Consider the following 18490-nt stretch of genomic DNA (forward strand, 5'->3'; position numbering starts at 1 on the left):
TCCCCTTGCCGCCACACCGGTCGAAATCCGTAGGCAACGGACGTAGGGTGGCCGGACGGTGCGGTTCGCCGGGGGACGCGGCCACCGTGCTCTTCATGATCGTCACGCAGGCGCGCCGGAGGCGGCCATGGCGGACCCCAAGGGCTTTCTCACCACCCCTCGCCGTACTCCCGAACGGCGCCCGGTGGACGAGCGGGTGCGGGACTGGCATGAGGTGTACACGGGCCAGAGCCTGCTGCCGATCGTCTCCGCCCAGGCGGGCCGGTGCATGGACTGCGGCATCCCGTTCTGCCACGCCGCCTGCCCGCTGGGGAACATGATCCCGGACTGGAACGACCTGGTCTTCCGCGAGGACTGGGCCGCGGCCTGCGAGCACCTGCACGCCACCAACAACTTCCCCGAATTCACGGGCCGGCTCTGCCCGGCGCCCTGCGAGAGCGCCTGCGTCCTCACGATCAACGCCGACCCCGTCACGATCAAGAACGTCGAGGTGGCGATCGCCGACCGGGCCTGGGCCGACGGCCTCGCCGTCCCCCTCCCCCCGGAGCGGCACACCGGCCGCACCGTGGCCGTCGTCGGGTCGGGGCCCGCCGGACTGGCCGCCGCGCAGCAGCTCACCCGGGCGGGACACACGGTCACGGTGTACGAGCGCGACGACCGGCTGGGCGGCCTCCTCCGGTACGGGATACCGGAGTTCAAGATGGAGAAGCACCACCTGGACCGCCGGCTGTGCCAGATGCGGGCCGAGGGCACCCGCTTCCGCACCGGAACCGAGGTCGGCGGCGACCTCGACGCGCACCGGGTGATCGCCGAGCACGACGCGGTGCTGCTCGCGGTGGGCGCCCGCGCCTGGCGCGAACTGCCCGTACCCGGACGTGAGTTGGCGGGCATCCATCAGGCCATGGACTACCTGACCCTGGCCAACCGGGTGTGCGAGGGCGATCTCGCCTCGTCACCGATCAGCGCGGAGGGCAAGGACGTGGTGATCGTCGGCGGCGGCGACACCGGCGCCGACTGCCTGGGGACCGTGCTGCGCCAGCAGGCCGCCTCCGTGGTCCAGCTCGACATCAACCCCCTGCCGGGCTGGGACCGCCCCGAGCACGAGCCCTGGCCGGTGTACCCCCGGGTCTTCCGGATCTCCCCCGCCCACGAGGAGGCCCGGCTGCTGGGCCGCCGTGAGCACTGGGACACCGCCGAGCACGGCTGCGTCCCGCTGCCCGGGCCGCAGGGCGACATCCGGGTCTTCTCCGCCTCCACGTTCCGCTTCGAGGGGGACGACGACGGGCATGTCGCCTCCCTGCACCTCGTCGGCGTGGAGCCCACCGGGCGGCGTCCCCGGGCCGGCACCGAGCGGGTCGTCCCGGCCCAGATGGTGCTGCTCGCCCTGGGCTTCTCGGGCCCCGAGCACAACACCGGCGTCGTGCCGCAACTGGGCCTGGAACTCGACGCGCGCGGCCGGATCGCCCGCGACGACGCCTTCGCCACCACCGTGGAGAAGGTCTTCGTCGCGGGCGACGCCGGGCGCGGTCAGTCGCTGATCGTCTGGGCCATCGCCGAGGGCCGCTCGGCGGCGGCGGCCGTGGACCGCGCGCTGCGCGGGACGACCTGCCTGCCGGCGCCGATCAGGCCGACGGACCAGCCGCTGGTGGTGTGACGGCCGCGAAGCGCGGGCGCGGCTCGAAGCCCGCCGCGCGGTAGACGTCGTCGATCAGGCGCATCGACTCCACCGCGTCGTCGGCGTCGGTGGCCACCCGGGTCCCGCCGCGCACCAGGTCGGCGAAGGCCTCCAGCTGGTACGTGTACGAGGTGCGCCGGCCCAGCTCCTCCACCCGCTCGCCCTCCGCCGTCCGCACCGTCAGCCGGTCGTCGAGGTGCGGCAGGACGAAGTTGGCGACGGTCGCCTCGCCGAGGCTGCCGACCACGCGCATGCTCATGTCCTCGGTCGCCGAGTCCATGTTGCAGCGCGCGATGCCGGTGGCACCGCCGGGGAAGACGAGGTCGGCCTCGATCCACTCGTCCACGCCGGGCATCCCGGCGCGCTCGCCGCCGCGGGCGGCCGCCAGGCGCGGTGCCCCGCCGCCCCAGGGGGCGAGGGCGCGGTGCGCGTGCAGGGCGTAGCAGCCGAGATCCATCATCGCGCCGCCGGCGAGCTCCAGCGACCAGCGGGGGTCGGTGTCCGGCGGGGCGGGGATGTTCACCGTGGCCTCGACGTGCCGCAGCTCGCCGAGCTCACCGGTCTCCAGCAGCTCGTGCAGGCGCCGGACCACGGGGTGGTACAGGTTGTGGAACGCCTCCATGAAGGCGACGCCCGCCTTCGCGGCGGCGTCCCGGACCTCGATCGCCTCCTCCAGGTTGCTGGCGGAGGGCTTCTCGGTGAGGACGTGCTTGCCCGCCGCGATCGCGGCGAGGTTCCACGGTCCGTGCAGGCCGTTGGCGAGCGGGTTGTAGATCGCCTCGATCTCGGGGTCGGCGATCAGGTCGGCGTAGGAGTCGTGGACACGCTCGACGCCGTTGGCGGCGGCGAACTCCTCGGCCCGGCCGCGGTCGCGGGCGGCGACGGCCACCAGGCGGTGGCCGGTGATCCGGGCAGGGTCCACGATGGCGCGCCCGGCGATGCGGGCGGCGCCGAGCACTCCGATGCGCAGGGGTTCGGTGCTCATGCGGTACGTACCTCTTCCATCCGTACGGGTCGGCGGTCGCGCAATGACAGCGTGCAGGCTTCGGCGATCCAGCCCGCCTCGACCGCGTCCGCGACGCTACACGGCGACGGCCGGCGGCCCGCGACCACCTCGGTGAAAGCGGCCAGCTCGGCCTGGTAGGCGGCGCGGAAGCGGTCCAGGAAGAAGTGGTGCGGCGGTCCGGCGGGGAAGCGGGCGCCGGGCTCGACGGAGCGCAGCGGCAGCCCGTCCTCCAGGCCCACCGCGATGCTGTCCTTCGTACCGTGCAGCTCCATCCGCACGTCGTAACCGCGGGGGTTGTGGCGGCTGTTGGAGATCAGGGCGAGCGTGCCGTCGTCGAGCGTGAGCACGGTCGCCGCGGTGTCGGCGTCGCCGGCCGCGGCGATGTAGGCGGCGCCGCGGTTGCCGCCCGTCGCATACACCTCGGTGACCTCGCGGCCGGTCACCCAGCGCACGATGTCGAAGTCGTGGACCGAGCAGTCGCGGAAGATGCCGCCGGAGACGGCGACATAGGCGGCGGGCGGCGGCTCGGGGTCGAGGGTGGTGGAGCGGACGGTGTGCAGCAGGCCCAGCTCACCGGCGGCGACGGCCTGCCGCGCGGCGGCGAAGCCGGCGTCGAAGCGCCGGTTGTAGCCGATCTGCACGGGAACGCCGCTGTCCTGGACGGCGCGCAGCACCTCGGTGCTCTCCCCGATCGTGCGGGCGACGGGCTTCTCGCAGAAGACGGGCACGCCCGCCTTGACCGCGGCCAGGATCAGCTGGGGGTGGGCGTCCGTCGCGGCGGCGACGACGATCCCGTCGACACCCGAGGCCAGCACCTCCTCCGGTGAGGAGGCGACCTCGGCGCCGTGCCGGACGGCGGCGGCCTCGGCCGCGGCGGCGACGGGGTCGGTGACGACCAGGGACTCCACGACGGGCAGCGCGGCCAGGGTCTCCGCGTGGAGGGCCCCGATCCGGCCGAGGCCCATCAGGCCGATGCGCATGGGTGGTTGCTCCTTGTGACAGCGGACAGTGAACGGTGGGGGTGCGCAGCGGGAGGGGTCAGTCCAGGCCGCCGAGGACGTTCTGGTCCCAGTCGACGACCGATCCGGTGACCACACCACTGCGGTCGGACAGCAGCAGCACGACGAAGTCGGCGATCTCGTCGGCCCGCCCGAGCCGCCCCATGGGGAGCCGGCGGCCCGCCTCCTCGCGCCAGTCGTCGCCGGCCCCGTGGAAGGCCCGCTGTGTGGCGTCCTCGCCCTCGGTGTCGGTCCAGCCGATGTTGAGACCGTTGATCCGCACGCGGTCGAAGCGGTGGGCGTGCGCCGCGTTGCGGGTCAGCCCTGCCAGGCCCGCCTTCGCCGCCACGTAGGGGGCGAGGAACGGCTGCCCGCCGTGCGCGGAGGAGGAGATCACGTTGACGATCGCGCCCGGCGCCGAGCGGGCGACCATGTCGGCGACGGCGGCCTGCATCGCGAAGAACGGGCCGCGCAGATTGACGGCGACGTGCGCGTCGAAGAGCTCGGGGGTGGTGTCCAGCAAGGTGCCGCGCGAGGTGAGGCCCGCGGCGTTGACCAGGCAGTCGATGCGGCCGTGGGCGGCCACGACGGCCTCCACGGAGCCGCGTGCCTGTGCCGGGTCGGCCAGGTCGCAGCGCAGGTACGCGGACGTGGCGCCGGCGTCGGCCAGTTCGGCCGCCAGCGCCTCCCCGGGCCCGGGCCTGCGTCCCGTGACGGTCACGGCGGCGCCCTCGCGGGCGGCGGCCCGGGCGACGGCGGCGCCGATCCCCTGGCTGCCGCCGTTGACCAGGACGATCTTGTCCTGCAGCAGTCCCATGCGGGTCTCCTAACGGCTCGTACGGCGTTCGGCGGCCGCCCGCAGTGCGGCGCGCAGGGTGTCCGGGCTCCATTCCTCGCCGAGCGCGCGGCGCAGCGTGTCGGCCTGCGAGGGCGGGGCGAGGCCGTCCACCGGCGGGTCGCGGTCGAGGTTCGTGGGGAAGGGGTAGCCCTCGGCGCACGCCGCGACGACGGCGTCGAGCGCGGCCCCGCCGGCGCCCGCGGCCCTCATCCGCAGCAGTTCCGGGTACACGGCGTTCGTCATGGCCTCGCGGTCGACGCTCTCCATGGCGCGCCCGAAGGCGGAGGAGATCTGGAGGAGGTTGGCCATCCGCCGGATGTCCGCGGAGCGGTTGTGGCCGGCGGCGTGGAACAGCGCGGGGTTGAAGAAGACGGCGTCGCCCTTGGCCAGCGGCAGCTGGACGTGGTGGTCCTCGAAGTACGCCCGGAACTCCGGCAGCCGCCAGGCGAGATACCCGGGCTCGTACTTCTGCGAGTGCGGCAGGTAGAGGGTCGGCCCGCTCTCGACGGGCATGTCGCAGTGCGCGACGGCGCCCTGGAGGGTCAGCACGGGCGAGAGTCGGTGGACGTGGGCGGGGAAGCGGGCGGCGGTCCCGGCGGACAGGAAGCCGAGGTGGTAGTCGCGGTGCACGGTCTGCGCGGCGCCGCCGGGGTTGACCACGTTGATCTGCGAGGTGATCTGGTGGTCCGGGCCGAGCCAGGCGCCGGCGGCCAGCGCGACGGCCTCGTTGGCGTAGTACGCGGCGAAGACCGCGGGGGCGGCCACGGCCAGTTTCTCCATGGCGTTCCAGACCCGGTCGTTGGCGCCGGGCCGGGCGAAGTGGTCACCGCCGCCGGTGCCCGCGGCGCGCTGATCGCGGATGATGCCCTCGAAGGCCTCGGTGGCCCGGTCGACGACGTCCGGGTCCGGGAAGGCCCGGCGGAGCACGACGATCCCGGGGCCGTCCATCAGGACGCGGGCGAGCTCGGCCTGGGCCTCGCGGCGGCCTTCCGGCGTGGCGGCCAGGGCGAGCAGCCGCTCGCTGTCGTACAGCGGGACGCCGTGCTCGACGGCCTCGGCGTGCGGGTGGCCGGCCGGATCGGTGGCCTGCTCGGTCAGTGCGCGCAGGGCGTCGAGGTCGCAGTCGTCCTCGGACAGCCACATCCGCGGTCCCGCGGCGGTGAGGGACGTGAAGGACATCGGGGGTCCTTTCGACGGGCGGGGTTTTCCTGAAAGTCTAGGAACGTCAGTCCCTCGATCAACCGCAGAGAACCATCAAAAACCCCTCAGGAACCAGCCCATGGGCCACCCCTTCCCGATCCGCGAGATCGCCCGCCAGGCCGGTCTCAGCGAGGCCACCGTCGACCGCGTCCTCAACGGGCGCGGCGGGGTCCGCGAGAGCACCGCGCGCGAGGTCCACCAGGCCGTCGCCGACCTGCGGCGGCAGCACGCGCAGATCCGCCTGGGCGGCCGCACCTTCATGATCGACATCGTGATGCAGGCCCCGGAGCGCTTCTCCACGGCGGTACGCGCCGCGCTGGAGGCCGAACTGCCCTCCCTGCGGCCCGCGGTGATGCGCTCGCGCTTCCACTTCCGGGAGACGGGGCCGGTCACGGGACTGGTCGCGGGCCTCGACCGGATCGCCGAGCGCGGCTCGCAGGGCGTGCTGCTGAAGGCACCGGACGTGCCCGAGGTGACGGCCGCCGTGGGCCGGCTCGTGGCGGCGGGCATCCCGGTGGTGACGCTGGTGACGGACCTTCCGGCGAGCGGGCGGCTGGCGTACGTCGGCATCGACAACCGGGCGGCGGGCGCCACGGCCGCCTATCTGGTCGGGCAGTGGCTCGGCGACCGGCCCGGCAATGTGCTGGTGACCATCAGCCGGGGCTTCTTCCGCGGCGAGGAGGAGCGGGAGATGGGGTTCCGTTCGACACTGCGGTCCCTGCGGCCGCAGCGCGCGCTGGTGGAGATCACGGACAGCGACGGCCTGGACGACACGTTGCGCGAGCTGGTGCTCGGAGCGCTGCGCCGGGACCCGGAGATCCGCGCGGTCTACTCGATCGGCGGCGGCAACGTGGCCACCGTGGAGGCCTTCGACGCCCTCGGCCGCGAGTGCCGGGTCTTCGTGGCGCACGACCTCGACCAGGACAACACGCGGCTGCTGCGCGAGGGCCGCCTGTCGGCGGTGCTCCACCACGACCTGCGCCAGGACATGCGGCACGCCTGCCAGATCGTCATGCAGGCGCACCGGGCGCTGCCCGGCGCCGCGCACGCGTGGCCCTCGCCCATCCAGGTCATCACGCCGTACAACACCCCGGTGGCGTTCCCCCGCCCGGACCACTGAACCGGCTCCGGGCCGGACGGCCCCCGGATCAGGACCCGGGGGCCACCATCACCCGGGTGTGGAGCATCGGGATGCCCTCGTCCGGGGAGCGGGTGTACGAGGTGCGCACCGAGACGACCCGGACCTCGTGGTCGTGCACGGCGATGTCCTGACCGGTCGCCGGGATCGGGATCGCCCCGCTGCTCCCCATCACGGCCAGCACCGCCTGGCCCGCCCCGTCGCTGCGCTCCCACGCGAACTCCATGGTGTGCCGGACGGGGGTGTCGTGGTAGATGCTCGCCCCGCGGGACAGCTCCTTCTCGCGGTCACTGATGTGCCGCAGCGCGGCAGGCATCTGATCCATGGCGTGCGTCCTCTCGTCCCGCGGTCCACCGGTCACTGTCGGCGATTGTCGCCGACCGCGCGGACGCGCGCCTGCCGAGCGCTCCCGGCTCGTGCCCCGCGGGGCGCGCGGGAGGGGCCTCGGCCGGGCCCTGCCCGGCGTGGCGGAACGAGCCGCGGCCGGGTGCCGCTCGACACCGAGATGGGCAATCCCGCCGAGCACCTGTACCGCTCGGCGGGCCGGATGCCGTACGCGGGGCCCGAAGCGCGCGCACGACGGCCGGGCGGGCCTCAGGAGGAGGGTGCGTCGCGGAAGCGGGCGGCCGGATCCATACTGTACGTACAGTTCTCAGGAGGTTCCTCATGACATCGATCAGCGCGGACACCAGCGCCCGCGATTCCGGCACCTTCGTCATCGGCGGCGACCTGCCGGTGCACCGTCTGGGCTACGGCACCATGCAGCTCACCGGTGAAGGGGTCTGGGGCGACCCGCGGGACCCGGAGGAGGCCGTGCGCGTCCTGCGGCGCGCGGTGGAGCTCGGCGTCACGTTCATCGACACCGCCGACGCCTACGGGCCGTTCACCGCCGACCTGCTGCTGCGCAAGGCGCTGCACCCGTACCCCGCGGACCTGACGATCGCCACGAAGGTCGGCTTCGTGCGGACCGGTCCGGGCGCGTGGGTCCCCGTCGGCCGGCCGGCGTACCTGCGGCAGCAGGTGGAACTCAGCCTGCGCCACCTCGGGGTGGAGCGCATCGCCCTGCTCCAGCTGCACCGCATCGACCCCGAGGTCCCCGTCGCGGACCAGGTCGGCGAGCTCGCCGCGCTCCAGCAGGAGGGCAAGATCCAGCACATCGGGCTCAGCGAGGTCAGCACCGCCGACATCGACGAGGCCGCGCGGACGGCACGCATCGTGTCCGTGCAGAACCGCTACAACCTGGCCGACCGCGCCGCCGAGGACGTCCTCGCGTACGCCGAGCGGCACGACATGGCCTTCATCCCCTGGTTCCCGCTCGCCACCGGCGAACTCGCCAAGCCGGGCGGCCCCCTCGAGCGCATCGCCGCCGACCAGGGCGCGTCCCCGTCGCAGCTCGCCCTGGCGTGGCTGCTGAAGCGCTCGCCCAACATGCTGCCGATCCCGGGCACGTCCCGCGTCGCCCACCTGGAGGACAACATCGCGGCGGCCGGACTCACCCTGACCGACGCGCAGTTCGACGCACTGACCGCGGCGGTCTGACCTCCGCGGCCGGAGAGAGGCGGGAACCATGAGCAGCTGGTTCATCACCGGTGCATCCCGGGGCCTCGGCGCGGAGATCGCCCGCGCCGCGCTGGAGTCGGGACATGTCGTCGCCGCCACCGCGCGCGATCCGCGGGCGGTGGAGGCCCTCTTCCCCGACGCCGGCGACGCGCTCCTCCCGCTGCCGCTCGACGTCACCGACGAGCAGCAGGCGCGGGCCGCCGTCGAGGCGGCGGCCAAGCGGTTCGGCGGCATCGACGTCCTGGTCAACAACGCGGGCCGGGGCGTGCTCGGCGCGGTCGAGGAGGTCTCGGACGCGGCGGCCAAGGCGGTCTACGAGACCAATGTGTTCGGCACCCTCAACGTGCTGCGCGCCGCCCTCCCCGGGATGCGCGCACGCCGCTCGGGGCGCATCCTCAACATCAGTTCGGTGGGCGGCTTCGACAGCACACCCGGCTGGGGGGTCTACGCCTCCACGAAGTTCGCCGTGGAGGGCCTGTCGGAGGCGCTCGCCGCCGAGGTCGGCCCGCTGGGCATCCAGGTGACGATCGTGGAACCGGGCCGCTTCCGGACGGACTTCCTCGACAGTTCGAGCCTGCACACCGAGGCCACCCTGATCGAGGACTACGCAGCGACCGCCGGCGGCACCCGCGACACGGCCCCGGAGCACAACCACAACCAGCCCGGCGACCCCGCGAAGGCCGCCCGCGCCATCGTCGGCGTCGCGGGCAGCGACAAGGCGCCGCTGCGCCTCCAGTTGGGGGCGGACAGCGTCGAACGGATCGAGGCCAAGCTGCACTCGGTGGCGGACGAGCTGGAGCGGTGGCGCTCCGTGGCCGTCAGTACGGACCACGACGATGTCACTGCCACCGGCTGAGTCGCACTCCCACCCCGCCGTCCCCGTCCCCTCGCCGCACCCGCGCAGCGTCCGGGCGCGGGAGGCGGTCCTGGCCGCCGCCGCCGACCTGCTCGCCGAGGGCGGGCTGGCGGCGGCCACGGTCGACGCGGTCAGCGCCCGGTCGGGCGTCAGCAAGATGACCATCTACAAGCACTGGCCCTCGCGCACCGCCGTCGCCGCCGAGGCGTTCGGCCGGCGGATGGCCGACACGATCCCGCTGCCCGACAGCGGGGACGCGGTGGCCGATCTGTGCGAACAGGTGCGCCGCGTCAGCGGGTTCTTCGCCGGGGACAGCGGCCGGGTCTTCCGCCAGCTGCTGGCCGCCTGCGCCACCGACGCCGGCGGCGCGCCCTATTTCCGCGCCTACTTCCTGCAGGCCCGCCGCGAGGCCGTCGCCCAGTTGTGGGAACGCCTCGTCGCCGAGGGCAGGGCCCGGCCCGGGGTCAGCGCGGGCACCGCGACCGATCTGCTCTTCGGACCGCTCGTCTTCCGCCTGATGACCGGGCACGCCCCGCTGGACGCGGAACAGGCCGAGGCCGTCGCGCTCGCCGCGTTGCACGGGCTGCTGGCGGACGGCGCCTGAGGGACGGCGGGCGGGGCGGGCGTACAGGCGCGCGCCAGGGGCGTGTCAGCGCGCGGTCAGCGCCCTGTCAGCACGGAAGGGCACCCTTCGGGTCATGGAGACCATCAGCCGGGACCCGATCCGCCGCGGCCGCCGCCCCGCGGCCGACGGCTCCCCCGCCGAGCCGGATGCCCGGCAGGGCGCGCTGGGCGCCTTCGCCCGCTTCACACTGTGCGGCGGGGGTGTGGGACTGGCGTCTTCGTGGGTGCTGGTCGCACTGTCCGGGCCGGTGCCGTTCGCGGTGGCGAACGCCGTGGTCACGGTGGTCTCGACGGTGCTGGCGACGGAGTTGCACGCGCGCTTCACCTTCAGGAGCGGGCGCGCCGGGTGGCGGGCACACACGCAGTCGGCGCTGACGGTCGTGGTGTGCTGGCTGTTCACCACGGCCGCGATGCTCGCGCTCGCGGCGGTGTGCACGGCACCCGGCGTACTCCTGCAGCAGTCGGTCTACTTGGCGGCCTCCGGTGCGGCCGGGGTCGCGCGCTTCGCGGTGCTGCGGGCGGTGGTCTTCGCGCGGTGCGGCGGCTCGGCGCCCTCGGTGTGGCGCAGGGCCGTGGCGTACATCTCGTCCGGGTCGAGGCGGCGCAGTTCCTCGGCGATGAGCTCGGCGGTGCTGCGCACCATCAGCGCCAGGTGCCGCTTGGGCTGGCCGGGGATGGAGAGGGTGGCCAGCGGGCCTTCCGGGCGGTCGATGTGGATGTCGCCGCCGGGGGTGCGCAGGCGTACGGCCGTGACCACCGGACCGTCGGTGACGACACGGTCCACGGCCACCCCCAGCCGGTTGCCGAGCCAGCGGGCGAGGAGTTCGGCGCTGGGGTTGTCCGCCTCGCTCTCCACCGCGGCGGACGTGACGGTGGCGCGGGCCTGGTCCAGCGCGGCGGCCAGCATGGACCGCCAGGGCGTCAGCCGGGTCCAGGACAGGTCGGTGTCGCCGGGCCGGTAGGAGGCGGCGCGGGCGTCGATCTGCTCCAGCGGGCGCTCGACCGCGTAGGCGTCGGTGATCCGGCGCTGCGCGAGGGCGCCCAGCGGGTCGTCGGCCGGGTGGCCGGGGGCGTCGACCGGCCACCAGACGACGACGGGCGCGTCGGGCAGCAGCAGCGGGAGCACCACGCTGTGGGCGTGGTCGGCGAGTTCGCCGTGCAGCCGCAGCAGGACGGTCTCGCCGGTGCCGGCCTCGCCGCCGACCCGCACCTCGGCGTCCAGGCGGGCGCTCTTGCGCTCGCGCGGGGAGCGGCCGGGGCGCTTGATGACCACCAGGATGCGGGAGGGGTGCTCGCGCGAGGCGTCGGAGGCGGCCTTCAGGGCGTCGTAGTGGTTGCCCTCGTCGGTGACGATGACGAGGGTCAGCACCATGCCGACGGCCGGACTGCCCACGCTCCTGCGGGCGCGCACCAGAGCCGAGTTGATCTTGGACGAGGTGGTGTGGGTGAGGTCGATGTTCATGGCCGGCGCCAGCTCCTGCCGTCTCGTGCGAGCATCTCGTCCGCCGCGTGGGGACCCCAGGTCCCGGCGGTGTACTGCTCGGGCTTGCCGTGGGTGTCCCAGTGCTTCTCGACCGGGTCGAGGATGCGCCAGGACTCCTCCACCTCCTGGGGGCGGGGGAAGAGGTTCGCGTCGCCGAGCAGCACGTCGAGGATGAGCCGCTCGTACGCCTCCGGGCTGGACTCGGTGAAGGACTCGCCGTAGGCGAAGTCCATCGACACGTCGCGGATCTCCATCGAGGTGCCCGGCACCTTCGAACCGAACCGCACGGTCACGCCCTCGTCCGGCTGCACACGGATGACCAGGGCGTTCTGCCCCAGCTCCTGGGTGTCGGTACGGCTGAACGGCAGGTGCGGCGCGCGCTGGAAGACCACCGCGATCTCGGTGACCCGGCGGCCGAGCCGCTTGCCGGTGCGCAGATAGAACGGGACGCCCGCCCAGCGGCGGTTGTCGATGCCGAGTTTGACGGCGGCGTAGGTGTCGGTCCTGGAGTCGGGGTCGATGCCCTCCTCCTCCAGGTAGCCCAGCACCTCCTCGCCGCCCTGCCACCCGTGCGCGTACTGCCCGCGCACCGTGTGGGCGCCCAGGTCGTCCGGGAGCCGCACGGCCTGCAGCACCTTGAGCTTCTCCCGGAGGAGGGCCTTGGCGTCAAAGCCGGCGGGCTCCTCCATCGTGGTCAGCGCCAGGAGTTGCAGCAGGTGGTTCTGGATGACGTCGCGCGCGGCACCGATGCCGTCGTAGTACCCGGCCCGGCCGCCGATGCCGATGTCCTCGGCCATGGTGATCTGCACGTGGTCGACGTAACTTCGGTTCCACAGCGGCTCGAACATCGTGTTGGCGAAGCGCAGCGCCAGGATGTTCTGGACCGTCTCCTTGCCCAGGTAGTGGTCGATCCGGAACACCTGCGCGGGCGGGAAGACCCCGTGCACCACGCGGTTGAGCTCCTGCGCGCTGGCCAGGTCGTGCCCGAAGGGCTTCTCGATGACCGCCCGCCGCCACGAGCCCCCGGGGGCCTCGGACAGCCGGTGCTTCTTCAACTGCTGCACGACCTGCGGGAAGAACTTCGGCGGCACGGAGAGGTAGAAGGCGAAGTTGCCGCTCGTGCCCCGGGCCTTGTCCAGCTCCTCCACCGTGACGCGGAGCTTCTCGAACGCCTCGTCGTCGCCGAAGTCACCGGGAACGAAGCGCATCCCGGCCGCGAGTTCCTGCCACACCTCCTCGCGGAAGGCGGTGCGCGCGTGCTCCTTGACGGCGTCGTGCACGACCTGGGCGAAGTCCTCGTCCGCCCAGTCGCGGCGGGCGAAGCCGACGAGCGAGAAGCCCGGCGGCAGCAGCCCGCGGTTGGCGAGGTCGTAGACGGCGGGCATCAGCTTCTTGCGGGACAGGTCACCGGTCACACCGAAGATCACCAGGCCCGAGGGGCCCGCGATGCGGGGCAGCCGCCGGTCGGATGGATCGCGCAGCGGATTGATCCAGCTGTCGGTTTCCGTCATGGGTCCACTTCTCTTCGCGGTCCGTCGGGTCGTCGCGGCGCGCGGCATCACGCGGCGCCGAAGAGTTCCAGCAGGTCGTTCTTGGCGAACATGCGGGCGGTGTCGATGGCCGAGGGGGTGCCCGCGGCCGGGTCGGCCCCGGCGTCGAGCAGGGCGCGGATCACCTCGTCCTCGCCCTTGAACACGGCGCCGGCCAGCGGGGTCTGGCCGCGGTCGTTGGGACGGTCGGGGTCGGCGCCGTGCCGGAGCAGGGCGGCGACGGTGTCGGCGTGGCCGTGGTACGCGGCGAGCATCACCAGCGTGTCGCCCCGGTCGTTGGTGAGGTTGGCGGGCACACCGGCGTCGACGTAGGCCACCAGGGTCTCGGTTCCGCCCTGGCGGGCGAGATCGAAGACCTTGGCCGCCAGTTGCAGCACCTCGGGGTCGTGCGCCGGTTCGGCCTGCGGGGTCGGCTCGCTCATCGTTCCTCACTCGAATGGACGGGGGAGTGCGCGGGGTCCGCGTGATCCACCTTATGCAGCGTCAACCACCTTCACACCCGCCGCGTGCCCGGTTCCGGCACGACGCACCGGAGCGGACGATCCTGGAAGCCATGGCCGGACCCTGACGACGGCCATCACTCGTTCGGGGGACTTCACTGCTCCGTCGGCGGGGCCTGCCACATGACACGCCGGACGACCGGCAAGGATCACGCCGGAGAAACCGCCCCTAAGGGCTGATCAGGGGAATTTTTCCAGAAATCACCCATTTGCTGGTTTTCAGATCTTATTACTTTCTGTAATTCTGGAACAACTCATGGTGACAGTCCCCATCACACAGGAGTAGCCCCATGATCCTGTCCATTTCAGGCGTCGTCCTGCTCGGCATCATCGTCTTCCTGTTCTTCCGCAAGGACGGCCTCAAGGCCTCCCACGCACTCGTCTGCGCCCTGTTCGGCTTCTACCTCGCGGGCACCGCCATCGCCCCGAGCATCAAGGCCGGAGGGGCGAGCCTGGCGAGCCTGCTGGGCGGGATCAAGTTCTAGCCGGGCCGTCACCGCACGGTCCACGCACCGGGCCCGGCGCGCCTTCGCACCGGGCCCGTCCCCGTTGTCGTTCCCGTCCCGCAACGATCCTCTGGAGCTCCTCGTGGCCCGGCGCCCCCTCCCCACCCTGCTGAGCAGCCGCCTCGCGCTCTCCCGCGGGCGCGACATGGCCCGCGGCGTCGCCGACAGCGCCACCGACGTGCTCCACCCGCTGATCGTGATCTCCCGCGGGATGCGCCGCCAGGTCGGCTGGCTGCGGGCCTGGTGGGGCAAGACCCCGCAGGACCGCCGCGGCCCCGCGCTGATGGCCTCCGTCGGGGCGGGCTTCCTGGTCCTGGTGCTCCTGCCGTACGGCGCCTACCTGGCCGTCGCCGCGCTCATGGGCTCCGCGGCGTGGATGGGCCGCGACCGCACCCCCGCGCCGACCGGTCCCAGCGGCGCGGAGAACGACCGGCTGACCGCGCTGTACGAGTCGCTGGTGCCCTACCTGTCGGACCCGGGCGACCCCAGCCCGCTGTACGCGCACGACGGGAGCTGGGAGAACGTCTTCGACGACTACGAGTTCGACGACGGACGGCTGACCCGGCTGCACCTGAAGTACCCCGCCTACTTCACCGACGGGGAGGCCGTGTCGCGGGCCCGGGTGGAACACGTCCTGCACGCCAAGGCCGGGCGGGGCCGGGAGTACCGCTTCGACTGGAACGAGGAGGAGAACCACCTCACCCTCAGCGCCCTCCCCCCGCTGCCCACCGGCATCGCCGCCCAGCGCTTCGTCACCGCGCCCGGTGAGACCGTGCTCGGCTTCACCGATCCGGAGGCCGTGCAGCGCACCGTGCCCGTCACCGACGGCGAGGAGGTCCGCGACGCGCCGCCCGTGGTGTGGCGCACCGGGCCGCGGTCGGCCGAACCGCATCTGCTCGCGCTCGGCCGGCCCGGCACGGGCACCACCACGCTCCTGCGCTGCATCGCGCTCCAGGCCCTCCCGGACGGCGACCTCGTGGTCATCGACGGCAGCGGGACCGGCGAGTACGCCTGCCTGAACGGACGGCCGGGCGTCCTGGCGGTGGAGAGCGGGCTCGCCGGCGCGCTGGCCACCCTGGAGTGGGCCGCGCACGAGACCGAGCGGCGCCTCATCGCCGTCAACCGGGCCCGGCAGGCCGGCCGGGGCGCGCCGGACGACGTGCGGCGGCCGCTGTGGATCCTCGTCGACGGGCCGACCGCGCTGACCCAGCTCGCGCACGCCGAGGGCCGCCCCGACCCGCAGGAACTGCTGGACGTGCCGCTGCGCCACGGGCGCGGCGCCGGGGTCACCGTGGCCGTCGCCGACCAGCTGGACACCGCCGACGCGCTCTCGCAGGTGGTCGTCGCGCACACCCGGGCACGCGTGCTGCTGGGGGCGGTGACCGCCGAGCAGACGCAGGCCGTGCTGGGCGCGCCCCAGGGCACGACCTCCGCCGCGCAGGTCCCCCCGGGACGCGGCTACGCGCGCCTGGGCTCCGGTCCGGTGCTGCGCATGCAGGTGCCGGCCACGCCGGACCCGTACGACGAGGAGACCAGCGACGCCCACCGGCAGGCGGTGCTGTCCCTGCTGCCCGCGGCCGGCGTCGCCTCCGCCGCGGACCCGGCCGCGGTCGTCGACGCCCCCGCCGGGGCACGTATGCGGAAGACCGGCGGTCCGGCACTGGAGCACTGACGGCGGCGCGGGGGCCCGGTCAGCCGCGCGGCGGCAGCCGGTGCAGCACGACCCGCGTCAGCGCGCCGTCCGCCACCTCCGCGGTCAGGTACGTGCAGTGCGGCTGCCGCCTGCGGTCGGTCGGGGAGCCGGGGTTGAGCAGCCGCATGCCGCCGGGCGCCGTGGAGTCCCAGGGGATGTGACTGTGGCCGAAGACGAGCACGTCCACGCCGGGGAAGCGTTCCTCGCAGCGCCGCTCGCGCCCCTGCGCCGGACCCGTCTCGTGGACGACGGCGAAGCGCAGGCCGCCGAGTTCCGCGTGCGCGACCTCCGGGAGCCGGGCGCGCAGCCCGGGCCCGTCGTTGTTGCCGTGGACGCCGATCACGCGCCGGGCGCGCGCCTGGAGCAGGTCGAGGGTCGCCTCGTCCACCCAGTCGCCCGCGTGGAGGACGGCGTCCGCGTGCGCGATCCGGGCCACGAGTTCGGACGGCAGCGCCTTGGCACGTTTGGGCACGTGCGTATCGGACATCACAAGTAGACGCACCCGTCCACGCTAACCGCCCGGATCCGTCGGAGCGCGACACACGCCCGGCGTGGGCGGCACTCCCCCGCCGTCGTGGGGAGCGCGGATCTCGATCGCTGAAGGGCCGGGGTCATGTCCGCAGACATCCTCTCCACACAATCGGCGGAACTGGTGCAGCCGGCCGAACCGGCCTACGTGAGCACCGCCCGGCACTTCACCGCCGAGATGCTGGTGATGTGGGGTCTGGCCGCGGAGGACCGGGACTGCGCCGAGCTGATCGTCGACGAACTCGCCGCCAACGCGGCGCGGCACGGCCGCGCCGAGATGTCGGTGCGCCTGACGATCTGCGGGCGGGGGCTGGTGATCACCGTGACCGACACCGGTGACAGCAGGCCGGGCACGCCCGGACCGGTCGACGGCACCCCCGCGGACGAGCACGGGCGCGGACTGGACATCGTGCGCCGGCTCGCCGGCTCGACCGCCATCCACGACGACGAGCACACCCACCGCGTGGTGACCACCCGGTGCCTGGCGCCGCTCCACCGCCCCGTCACGGCCAACGGGCACGCCCAGCCGGTGTGACGGCAACCGCCCCCGCGGCCGGACCGGCCGCCGGGTGATGATGGTCGCGACCCCGCGGTCCGGCACCTCCGGGCCCGGAACGAGCGGCAGAGAGGCATTCGGCGTGAACACCGGCACCACGTCCCCCGACCGGACGGCACCGCACCGCGTCCTGGTCGTGCTCTTCGACGGAGTGCAGCTGATGGACGTCGCCGGGCCGCTGGAGGTCTACACCGTGGCCAACGAGTACGGCGCGGGCTACCGGACGTACACGGCCTCGCTCGACGGCAAGCCAGTGACCAGCACGGCCGGGCTGCCGCTGATGCCCGACATGGCGCTGGACGCGGTGGACTTCGCCGTGGACACCCTCGTCGTGCCCGGCCGGTCGGACTGGTGGGCGGCGGTCTCCGACGCCCCGCTCGTCGAGGCCGTCACCCGGCTCGCGGAGAACTCCCGCACCGTCGCCGCCGTGTGCGCCGGGGCGTTCCCGCTGGCGGCGACCGGGCTGCTGGACGGGCGCCGGGCCGCGACGCACTGGCGGCTCGCGGCCGATCTGGCCGCGCGCTACCCCGCCGTCGAGGTGGACTCCGACGCGATCTTCGTCCGCGACGGCCGCTTCATCACCTCGGCGGGGATCACCGCGGGCATCGACCTGGCGCTGGCCCTCGTGGAGTCCGACCACGGGCCGGAGCTCGCCCGGGCCGTCGCCAAGTACCTGGTGGTCTTCATGGCGCGGCCCGGCGGGCAGTCGCAGTTCAGCGTCCGCCAGACGTCGAGGAACGCCGCGCACTCGGTGCTGCGCGACGTGCTCGACGAAGTGGCGGCCGATCCGGTGGGCGACCACAGCCTGCCGGCGCTCGCCGCGCGGGCCGGGGTGTCACCGCGTCATCTGACCCGGCTCTTCCGCGGCGAGACCGGCGGCACCGCGGCGGAGTACGTGGAACGCGTCCGGGTGGAGGCCGCCCAGGCGCTGCTGGAGGCGGGCAACGACGCCCTGTCCACCGTCGCCCGGCGCAGCGGGTTCCGGTCGGAGGAGACGATGCGGCGCGCCTTCCGCCGCAGGCTGGGCGTCAGCCCGGGCAGCTATCGCGAGCGCTTCCGCACCACGCTCCCCAACGGGTCGTCCCCCGACCGGGGTTGAGCGCCCGGGCGGAGCCGACGTGCTCACTCGGGCCAGGGCGACTCCAGGATGGTGTCCACGAAGTTGCCGCGGACGAAGCCCGGCACGAACCGCTCCAGGACGTCGGCCTTGACGTTGCCGAAGGTGGTGTCCGGGCGGGGCGCGATGCCGTGGGTGAACTCCTTCAGGATGTTGTTCTTGAAGTCGGGGCGCGGGTGCACGGCGACGACCGCCTCCCGCTGCTCCGCGGAGATCTCGTCGTAGCCGATGCCGAGGACGTCCACCTCGACCCCCGAGGTGACCAGGGCGACCTCCGGCGCCATGTGCCAGGGGATCTCCGGCGTGGTGTGCAGCGCGATCCCCTCCCACACCAGGCGGGCGCGGCTCTTGTCGACCCCGTGCTCCAGCAGGAAGCGCCGGGCCTCGTCGGCGCCGTCGATCTCGAACCGCTGGTCCGTCCGTGCGAACCTCTCGGTCAGCCCGAGGTCGTGGAAGAGGGCCCCGACGTAGAGCAGTTCCGGGTCGTAGTCCCAGCCGCGCAGGCGGCCGCGCAGCGAGGCCCAGAAGAAGACCCGGCGCGAGTGGTGGAAGACGACCGGCGACGCGGCGTCCCGCACGAGCTCGGTGGCCTCGTGCACGAGCTGGGTCTCGGGTACCTCGACGTCCGCGATGATCTCGGCCATGGCGTGTCTCCAGGAAGT

Annotated in this window: 20 protein-coding genes; 9 read left to right on the plus strand and 11 right to left on the minus strand. The window is 73.6% G+C overall.

Annotation, left to right across the window (positions count from 1 at the left end; translation table 11 throughout):
- The first annotated feature begins 127 nt into the window (after window positions 1-127).
- On the plus strand, window positions 128-1654 hold the full coding sequence (locus ACIP64_RS22605) for a glutamate synthase subunit beta (RefSeq protein ID WP_401589563.1): 1527 nt from the start codon (window positions 128-130) through the stop codon (window positions 1652-1654).
- Here the strand turns inward: ACIP64_RS22605 and ACIP64_RS22610 are convergent.
- The 4 genes from ACIP64_RS22610 to ACIP64_RS22625 are packed head-to-tail and all read right to left on the minus strand — an operon-like array spanning window position 1623 to window position 5696.
- Window positions 1623-2660, minus strand: coding sequence for a Gfo/Idh/MocA family protein (locus ACIP64_RS22610; RefSeq protein WP_401589566.1), 1038 nt, complete (start codon window positions 2658-2660; stop codon window positions 1623-1625). The two genes, ACIP64_RS22605 and ACIP64_RS22610, sit on opposite strands and share 32 nt — an antisense overlap.
- The gene (locus ACIP64_RS22615) at window positions 2657-3661 is read right to left on the minus strand and encodes a Gfo/Idh/MocA family oxidoreductase (RefSeq protein ID WP_401589568.1); all 1005 of its coding nucleotides are present in this window, start codon (window positions 3659-3661) and stop codon (window positions 2657-2659) included. Before ACIP64_RS22615 ends, ACIP64_RS22610 begins: the two co-directional genes overlap by 4 nt.
- Window positions 3662-3719: 58 nt before the next feature.
- Window positions 3720-4496 (minus strand): SDR family oxidoreductase, encoded by a 777-nt coding sequence (locus ACIP64_RS22620; RefSeq protein WP_401589571.1) that lies wholly within the window; start codon window positions 4494-4496, stop codon window positions 3720-3722.
- A gap of 9 nt (window positions 4497-4505) precedes the next feature.
- Complete coding sequence (locus ACIP64_RS22625) at window positions 4506-5696, minus strand: phytanoyl-CoA dioxygenase family protein (RefSeq protein WP_401589573.1); 1191 nt, start codon at window positions 5694-5696, stop codon at window positions 4506-4508.
- Window positions 5697-5796: 100 nt separating this feature from the next.
- On the opposite strand from ACIP64_RS22625, the gene ACIP64_RS22630 reads away from it, so the two are divergent.
- Entirely contained in the window at window positions 5797-6837 is a 1041-nt protein-coding gene (locus tag ACIP64_RS22630; protein WP_401589576.1) for a LacI family DNA-binding transcriptional regulator, read from the plus strand.
- A 28-nt stretch (window positions 6838-6865) separates the two neighbouring features.
- On the opposite strand, the gene ACIP64_RS22635 is transcribed toward ACIP64_RS22630, so the two are convergent.
- Window positions 6866-7180 (minus strand): hypothetical protein, encoded by a 315-nt coding sequence (locus tag ACIP64_RS22635; RefSeq protein WP_401589579.1) that lies wholly within the window; start codon window positions 7178-7180, stop codon window positions 6866-6868.
- 341 nt (window positions 7181-7521) lie between these two features.
- On the opposite strand from ACIP64_RS22635, the gene ACIP64_RS22640 reads away from it, so the two are divergent.
- From ACIP64_RS22640 to ACIP64_RS22650, 3 genes are read left to right on the plus strand one after another with little or no spacing between them, the layout of a single operon-like run.
- The gene (locus tag ACIP64_RS22640) at window positions 7522-8394 is read left to right on the plus strand and encodes an aldo/keto reductase (protein WP_401589582.1); all 873 of its coding nucleotides are present in this window, start codon (window positions 7522-7524) and stop codon (window positions 8392-8394) included.
- A 28-nt stretch (window positions 8395-8422) separates the two neighbouring features.
- On the plus strand, window positions 8423-9271 hold the full coding sequence (locus tag ACIP64_RS22645) for an oxidoreductase (protein WP_401589585.1): 849 nt from the start codon (window positions 8423-8425) through the stop codon (window positions 9269-9271).
- Window positions 9252-9875, plus strand: a complete 624-nt coding sequence (locus ACIP64_RS22650) for a TetR/AcrR family transcriptional regulator (RefSeq protein WP_401589588.1) — start codon at window positions 9252-9254, stop codon at window positions 9873-9875. The genes ACIP64_RS22645 and ACIP64_RS22650 overlap by 20 nt, the downstream gene beginning before the upstream one ends.
- Window positions 9876-9920: 45 nt before the next feature.
- Here the strand turns inward: ACIP64_RS22650 and ACIP64_RS22655 are convergent, their stop codons facing one another.
- The 4 genes from ACIP64_RS22655 to ACIP64_RS22670 are packed head-to-tail and all read right to left on the minus strand — an operon-like array spanning window position 9921 to window position 13350.
- A complete protein-coding gene (locus ACIP64_RS22655; protein WP_401589591.1) occupies window positions 9921-10331 on the minus strand; it encodes a hypothetical protein in 411 nt (136 codons plus the stop codon).
- 30 nt (window positions 10332-10361) lie between these two features.
- Window positions 10362-11357 carry a glucose-6-phosphate dehydrogenase assembly protein OpcA gene (gene opcA, locus ACIP64_RS22660; protein ID WP_401589593.1) on the minus strand — a complete coding sequence of 332 codons (996 nt, stop codon included), beginning with the start codon at window positions 11355-11357 and terminating at the stop codon, window positions 10362-10364.
- Window positions 11354-12889 (minus strand): glucose-6-phosphate dehydrogenase, encoded by a 1536-nt coding sequence (gene zwf, locus ACIP64_RS22665; protein WP_401589596.1) that lies wholly within the window; start codon window positions 12887-12889, stop codon window positions 11354-11356. Before zwf ends, opcA begins: the two co-directional genes overlap by 4 nt.
- 47 nt (window positions 12890-12936) lie before the next feature.
- Complete coding sequence (locus ACIP64_RS22670; RefSeq protein ID WP_401589599.1) at window positions 12937-13350, minus strand: ankyrin repeat domain-containing protein; 414 nt, start codon at window positions 13348-13350, stop codon at window positions 12937-12939.
- A 368-nt stretch (window positions 13351-13718) separates the two neighbouring features.
- On the opposite strand from ACIP64_RS22670, the gene ACIP64_RS22675 reads away from it, so the two are divergent.
- Together ACIP64_RS22675 and ACIP64_RS22680 are read left to right on the plus strand one after the other, a co-directional pair.
- Window positions 13719-13913, plus strand: a complete 195-nt coding sequence (locus ACIP64_RS22675; RefSeq protein WP_018534760.1) for a hypothetical protein — start codon at window positions 13719-13721, stop codon at window positions 13911-13913.
- A 103-nt stretch (window positions 13914-14016) separates the two neighbouring features.
- Window positions 14017-15606 carry an ATP-binding protein gene (locus ACIP64_RS22680; RefSeq protein WP_401589602.1) on the plus strand — a complete coding sequence of 530 codons (1590 nt, stop codon included), beginning with the start codon at window positions 14017-14019 and terminating at the stop codon, window positions 15604-15606.
- 19 nt (window positions 15607-15625) lie between these two features.
- Here the strand turns inward: ACIP64_RS22680 and ACIP64_RS22685 are convergent, their stop codons facing one another.
- Window positions 15626-16129, minus strand: a complete 504-nt coding sequence (locus tag ACIP64_RS22685; RefSeq protein WP_401589604.1) for a metallophosphoesterase family protein — start codon at window positions 16127-16129, stop codon at window positions 15626-15628.
- Window positions 16130-16240: 111 nt separating this feature from the next.
- On the opposite strand from ACIP64_RS22685, the gene ACIP64_RS22690 reads away from it, so the two are divergent.
- Window positions 16241-16690: an ATP-binding protein gene (locus ACIP64_RS22690; RefSeq protein WP_401589607.1), complete on the plus strand. Its 450-nt coding sequence runs from the start codon at window positions 16241-16243 to the stop codon at window positions 16688-16690.
- Window positions 16691-16793: 103 nt separating this feature from the next.
- Window positions 16794-17810 carry a GlxA family transcriptional regulator gene (locus ACIP64_RS22695; protein ID WP_401589609.1) on the plus strand — a complete coding sequence of 339 codons (1017 nt, stop codon included), beginning with the start codon at window positions 16794-16796 and terminating at the stop codon, window positions 17808-17810.
- A gap of 23 nt (window positions 17811-17833) precedes the next feature.
- Here ACIP64_RS22695 and ACIP64_RS22700 read toward each other — a convergent pair whose 3' ends face one another.
- The gene (locus ACIP64_RS22700) at window positions 17834-18472 is read right to left on the minus strand and encodes an HD domain-containing protein (RefSeq protein WP_401589612.1); all 639 of its coding nucleotides are present in this window, start codon (window positions 18470-18472) and stop codon (window positions 17834-17836) included.
- Window positions 18473-18490 lie beyond the last annotated feature (18 nt).

The organism is Streptomyces sp. NPDC088733, assembly GCF_044751185.1.
GTDB lineage: Bacteria > Actinomycetota > Actinomycetes > Streptomycetales > Streptomycetaceae > Actinacidiphila.

Bases quoted from the DNA above. Each gene is read 5' to 3' on its own strand.
- ACIP64_RS22670 (WP_401589599.1), bottom strand. From the start codon at position 13,350: ATGAGCGAGCCGACCCCGCAGGCCGAACCGGCGCACGACCCCGAGGTG.
- ACIP64_RS22620 (WP_401589571.1), bottom strand. From the start codon at position 4,496: ATGGGACTGCTGCAGGACAAGATCGTCCTGGTCAACGGCGGCAGCCAG.
- ACIP64_RS22625 (WP_401589573.1), bottom strand. From the start codon at position 5,696: ATGTCCTTCACGTCCCTCACCGCCGCGGGACCGCGGATGTGGCTGTCC.
- ACIP64_RS22630 (WP_401589576.1), top strand. From the start codon at position 5,797: ATGGGCCACCCCTTCCCGATCCGCGAGATCGCCCGCCAGGCCGGTCTC.
- ACIP64_RS22690 (WP_401589607.1), top strand. From the start codon at position 16,241: ATGTCCGCAGACATCCTCTCCACACAATCGGCGGAACTGGTGCAGCCG.
- ACIP64_RS22645 (WP_401589585.1), top strand. From the start codon at position 8,423: ATGAGCAGCTGGTTCATCACCGGTGCATCCCGGGGCCTCGGCGCGGAG.
- ACIP64_RS22610 (WP_401589566.1), bottom strand. From the start codon at position 2,660: ATGAGCACCGAACCCCTGCGCATCGGAGTGCTCGGCGCCGCCCGCATC.
- ACIP64_RS22675 (WP_018534760.1), top strand. From the start codon at position 13,719: ATGATCCTGTCCATTTCAGGCGTCGTCCTGCTCGGCATCATCGTCTTC.
- ACIP64_RS22640 (WP_401589582.1), top strand. From the start codon at position 7,522: ATGACATCGATCAGCGCGGACACCAGCGCCCGCGATTCCGGCACCTTC.
- ACIP64_RS22605 (WP_401589563.1), top strand. From the start codon at position 128: ATGGCGGACCCCAAGGGCTTTCTCACCACCCCTCGCCGTACTCCCGAA.
- opcA (WP_401589593.1), bottom strand. From the start codon at position 11,357: ATGAACATCGACCTCACCCACACCACCTCGTCCAAGATCAACTCGGCT.
- zwf (WP_401589596.1), bottom strand. From the start codon at position 12,889: ATGACGGAAACCGACAGCTGGATCAATCCGCTGCGCGATCCATCCGAC.
- ACIP64_RS22615 (WP_401589568.1), bottom strand. From the start codon at position 3,661: ATGCGCATCGGCCTGATGGGCCTCGGCCGGATCGGGGCCCTCCACGCG.
- ACIP64_RS22700 (WP_401589612.1), bottom strand. From the start codon at position 18,472: ATGGCCGAGATCATCGCGGACGTCGAGGTACCCGAGACCCAGCTCGTG.
- ACIP64_RS22650 (WP_401589588.1), top strand. From the start codon at position 9,252: ATGTCACTGCCACCGGCTGAGTCGCACTCCCACCCCGCCGTCCCCGTC.
- ACIP64_RS22635 (WP_401589579.1), bottom strand. From the start codon at position 7,180: ATGGATCAGATGCCTGCCGCGCTGCGGCACATCAGTGACCGCGAGAAG.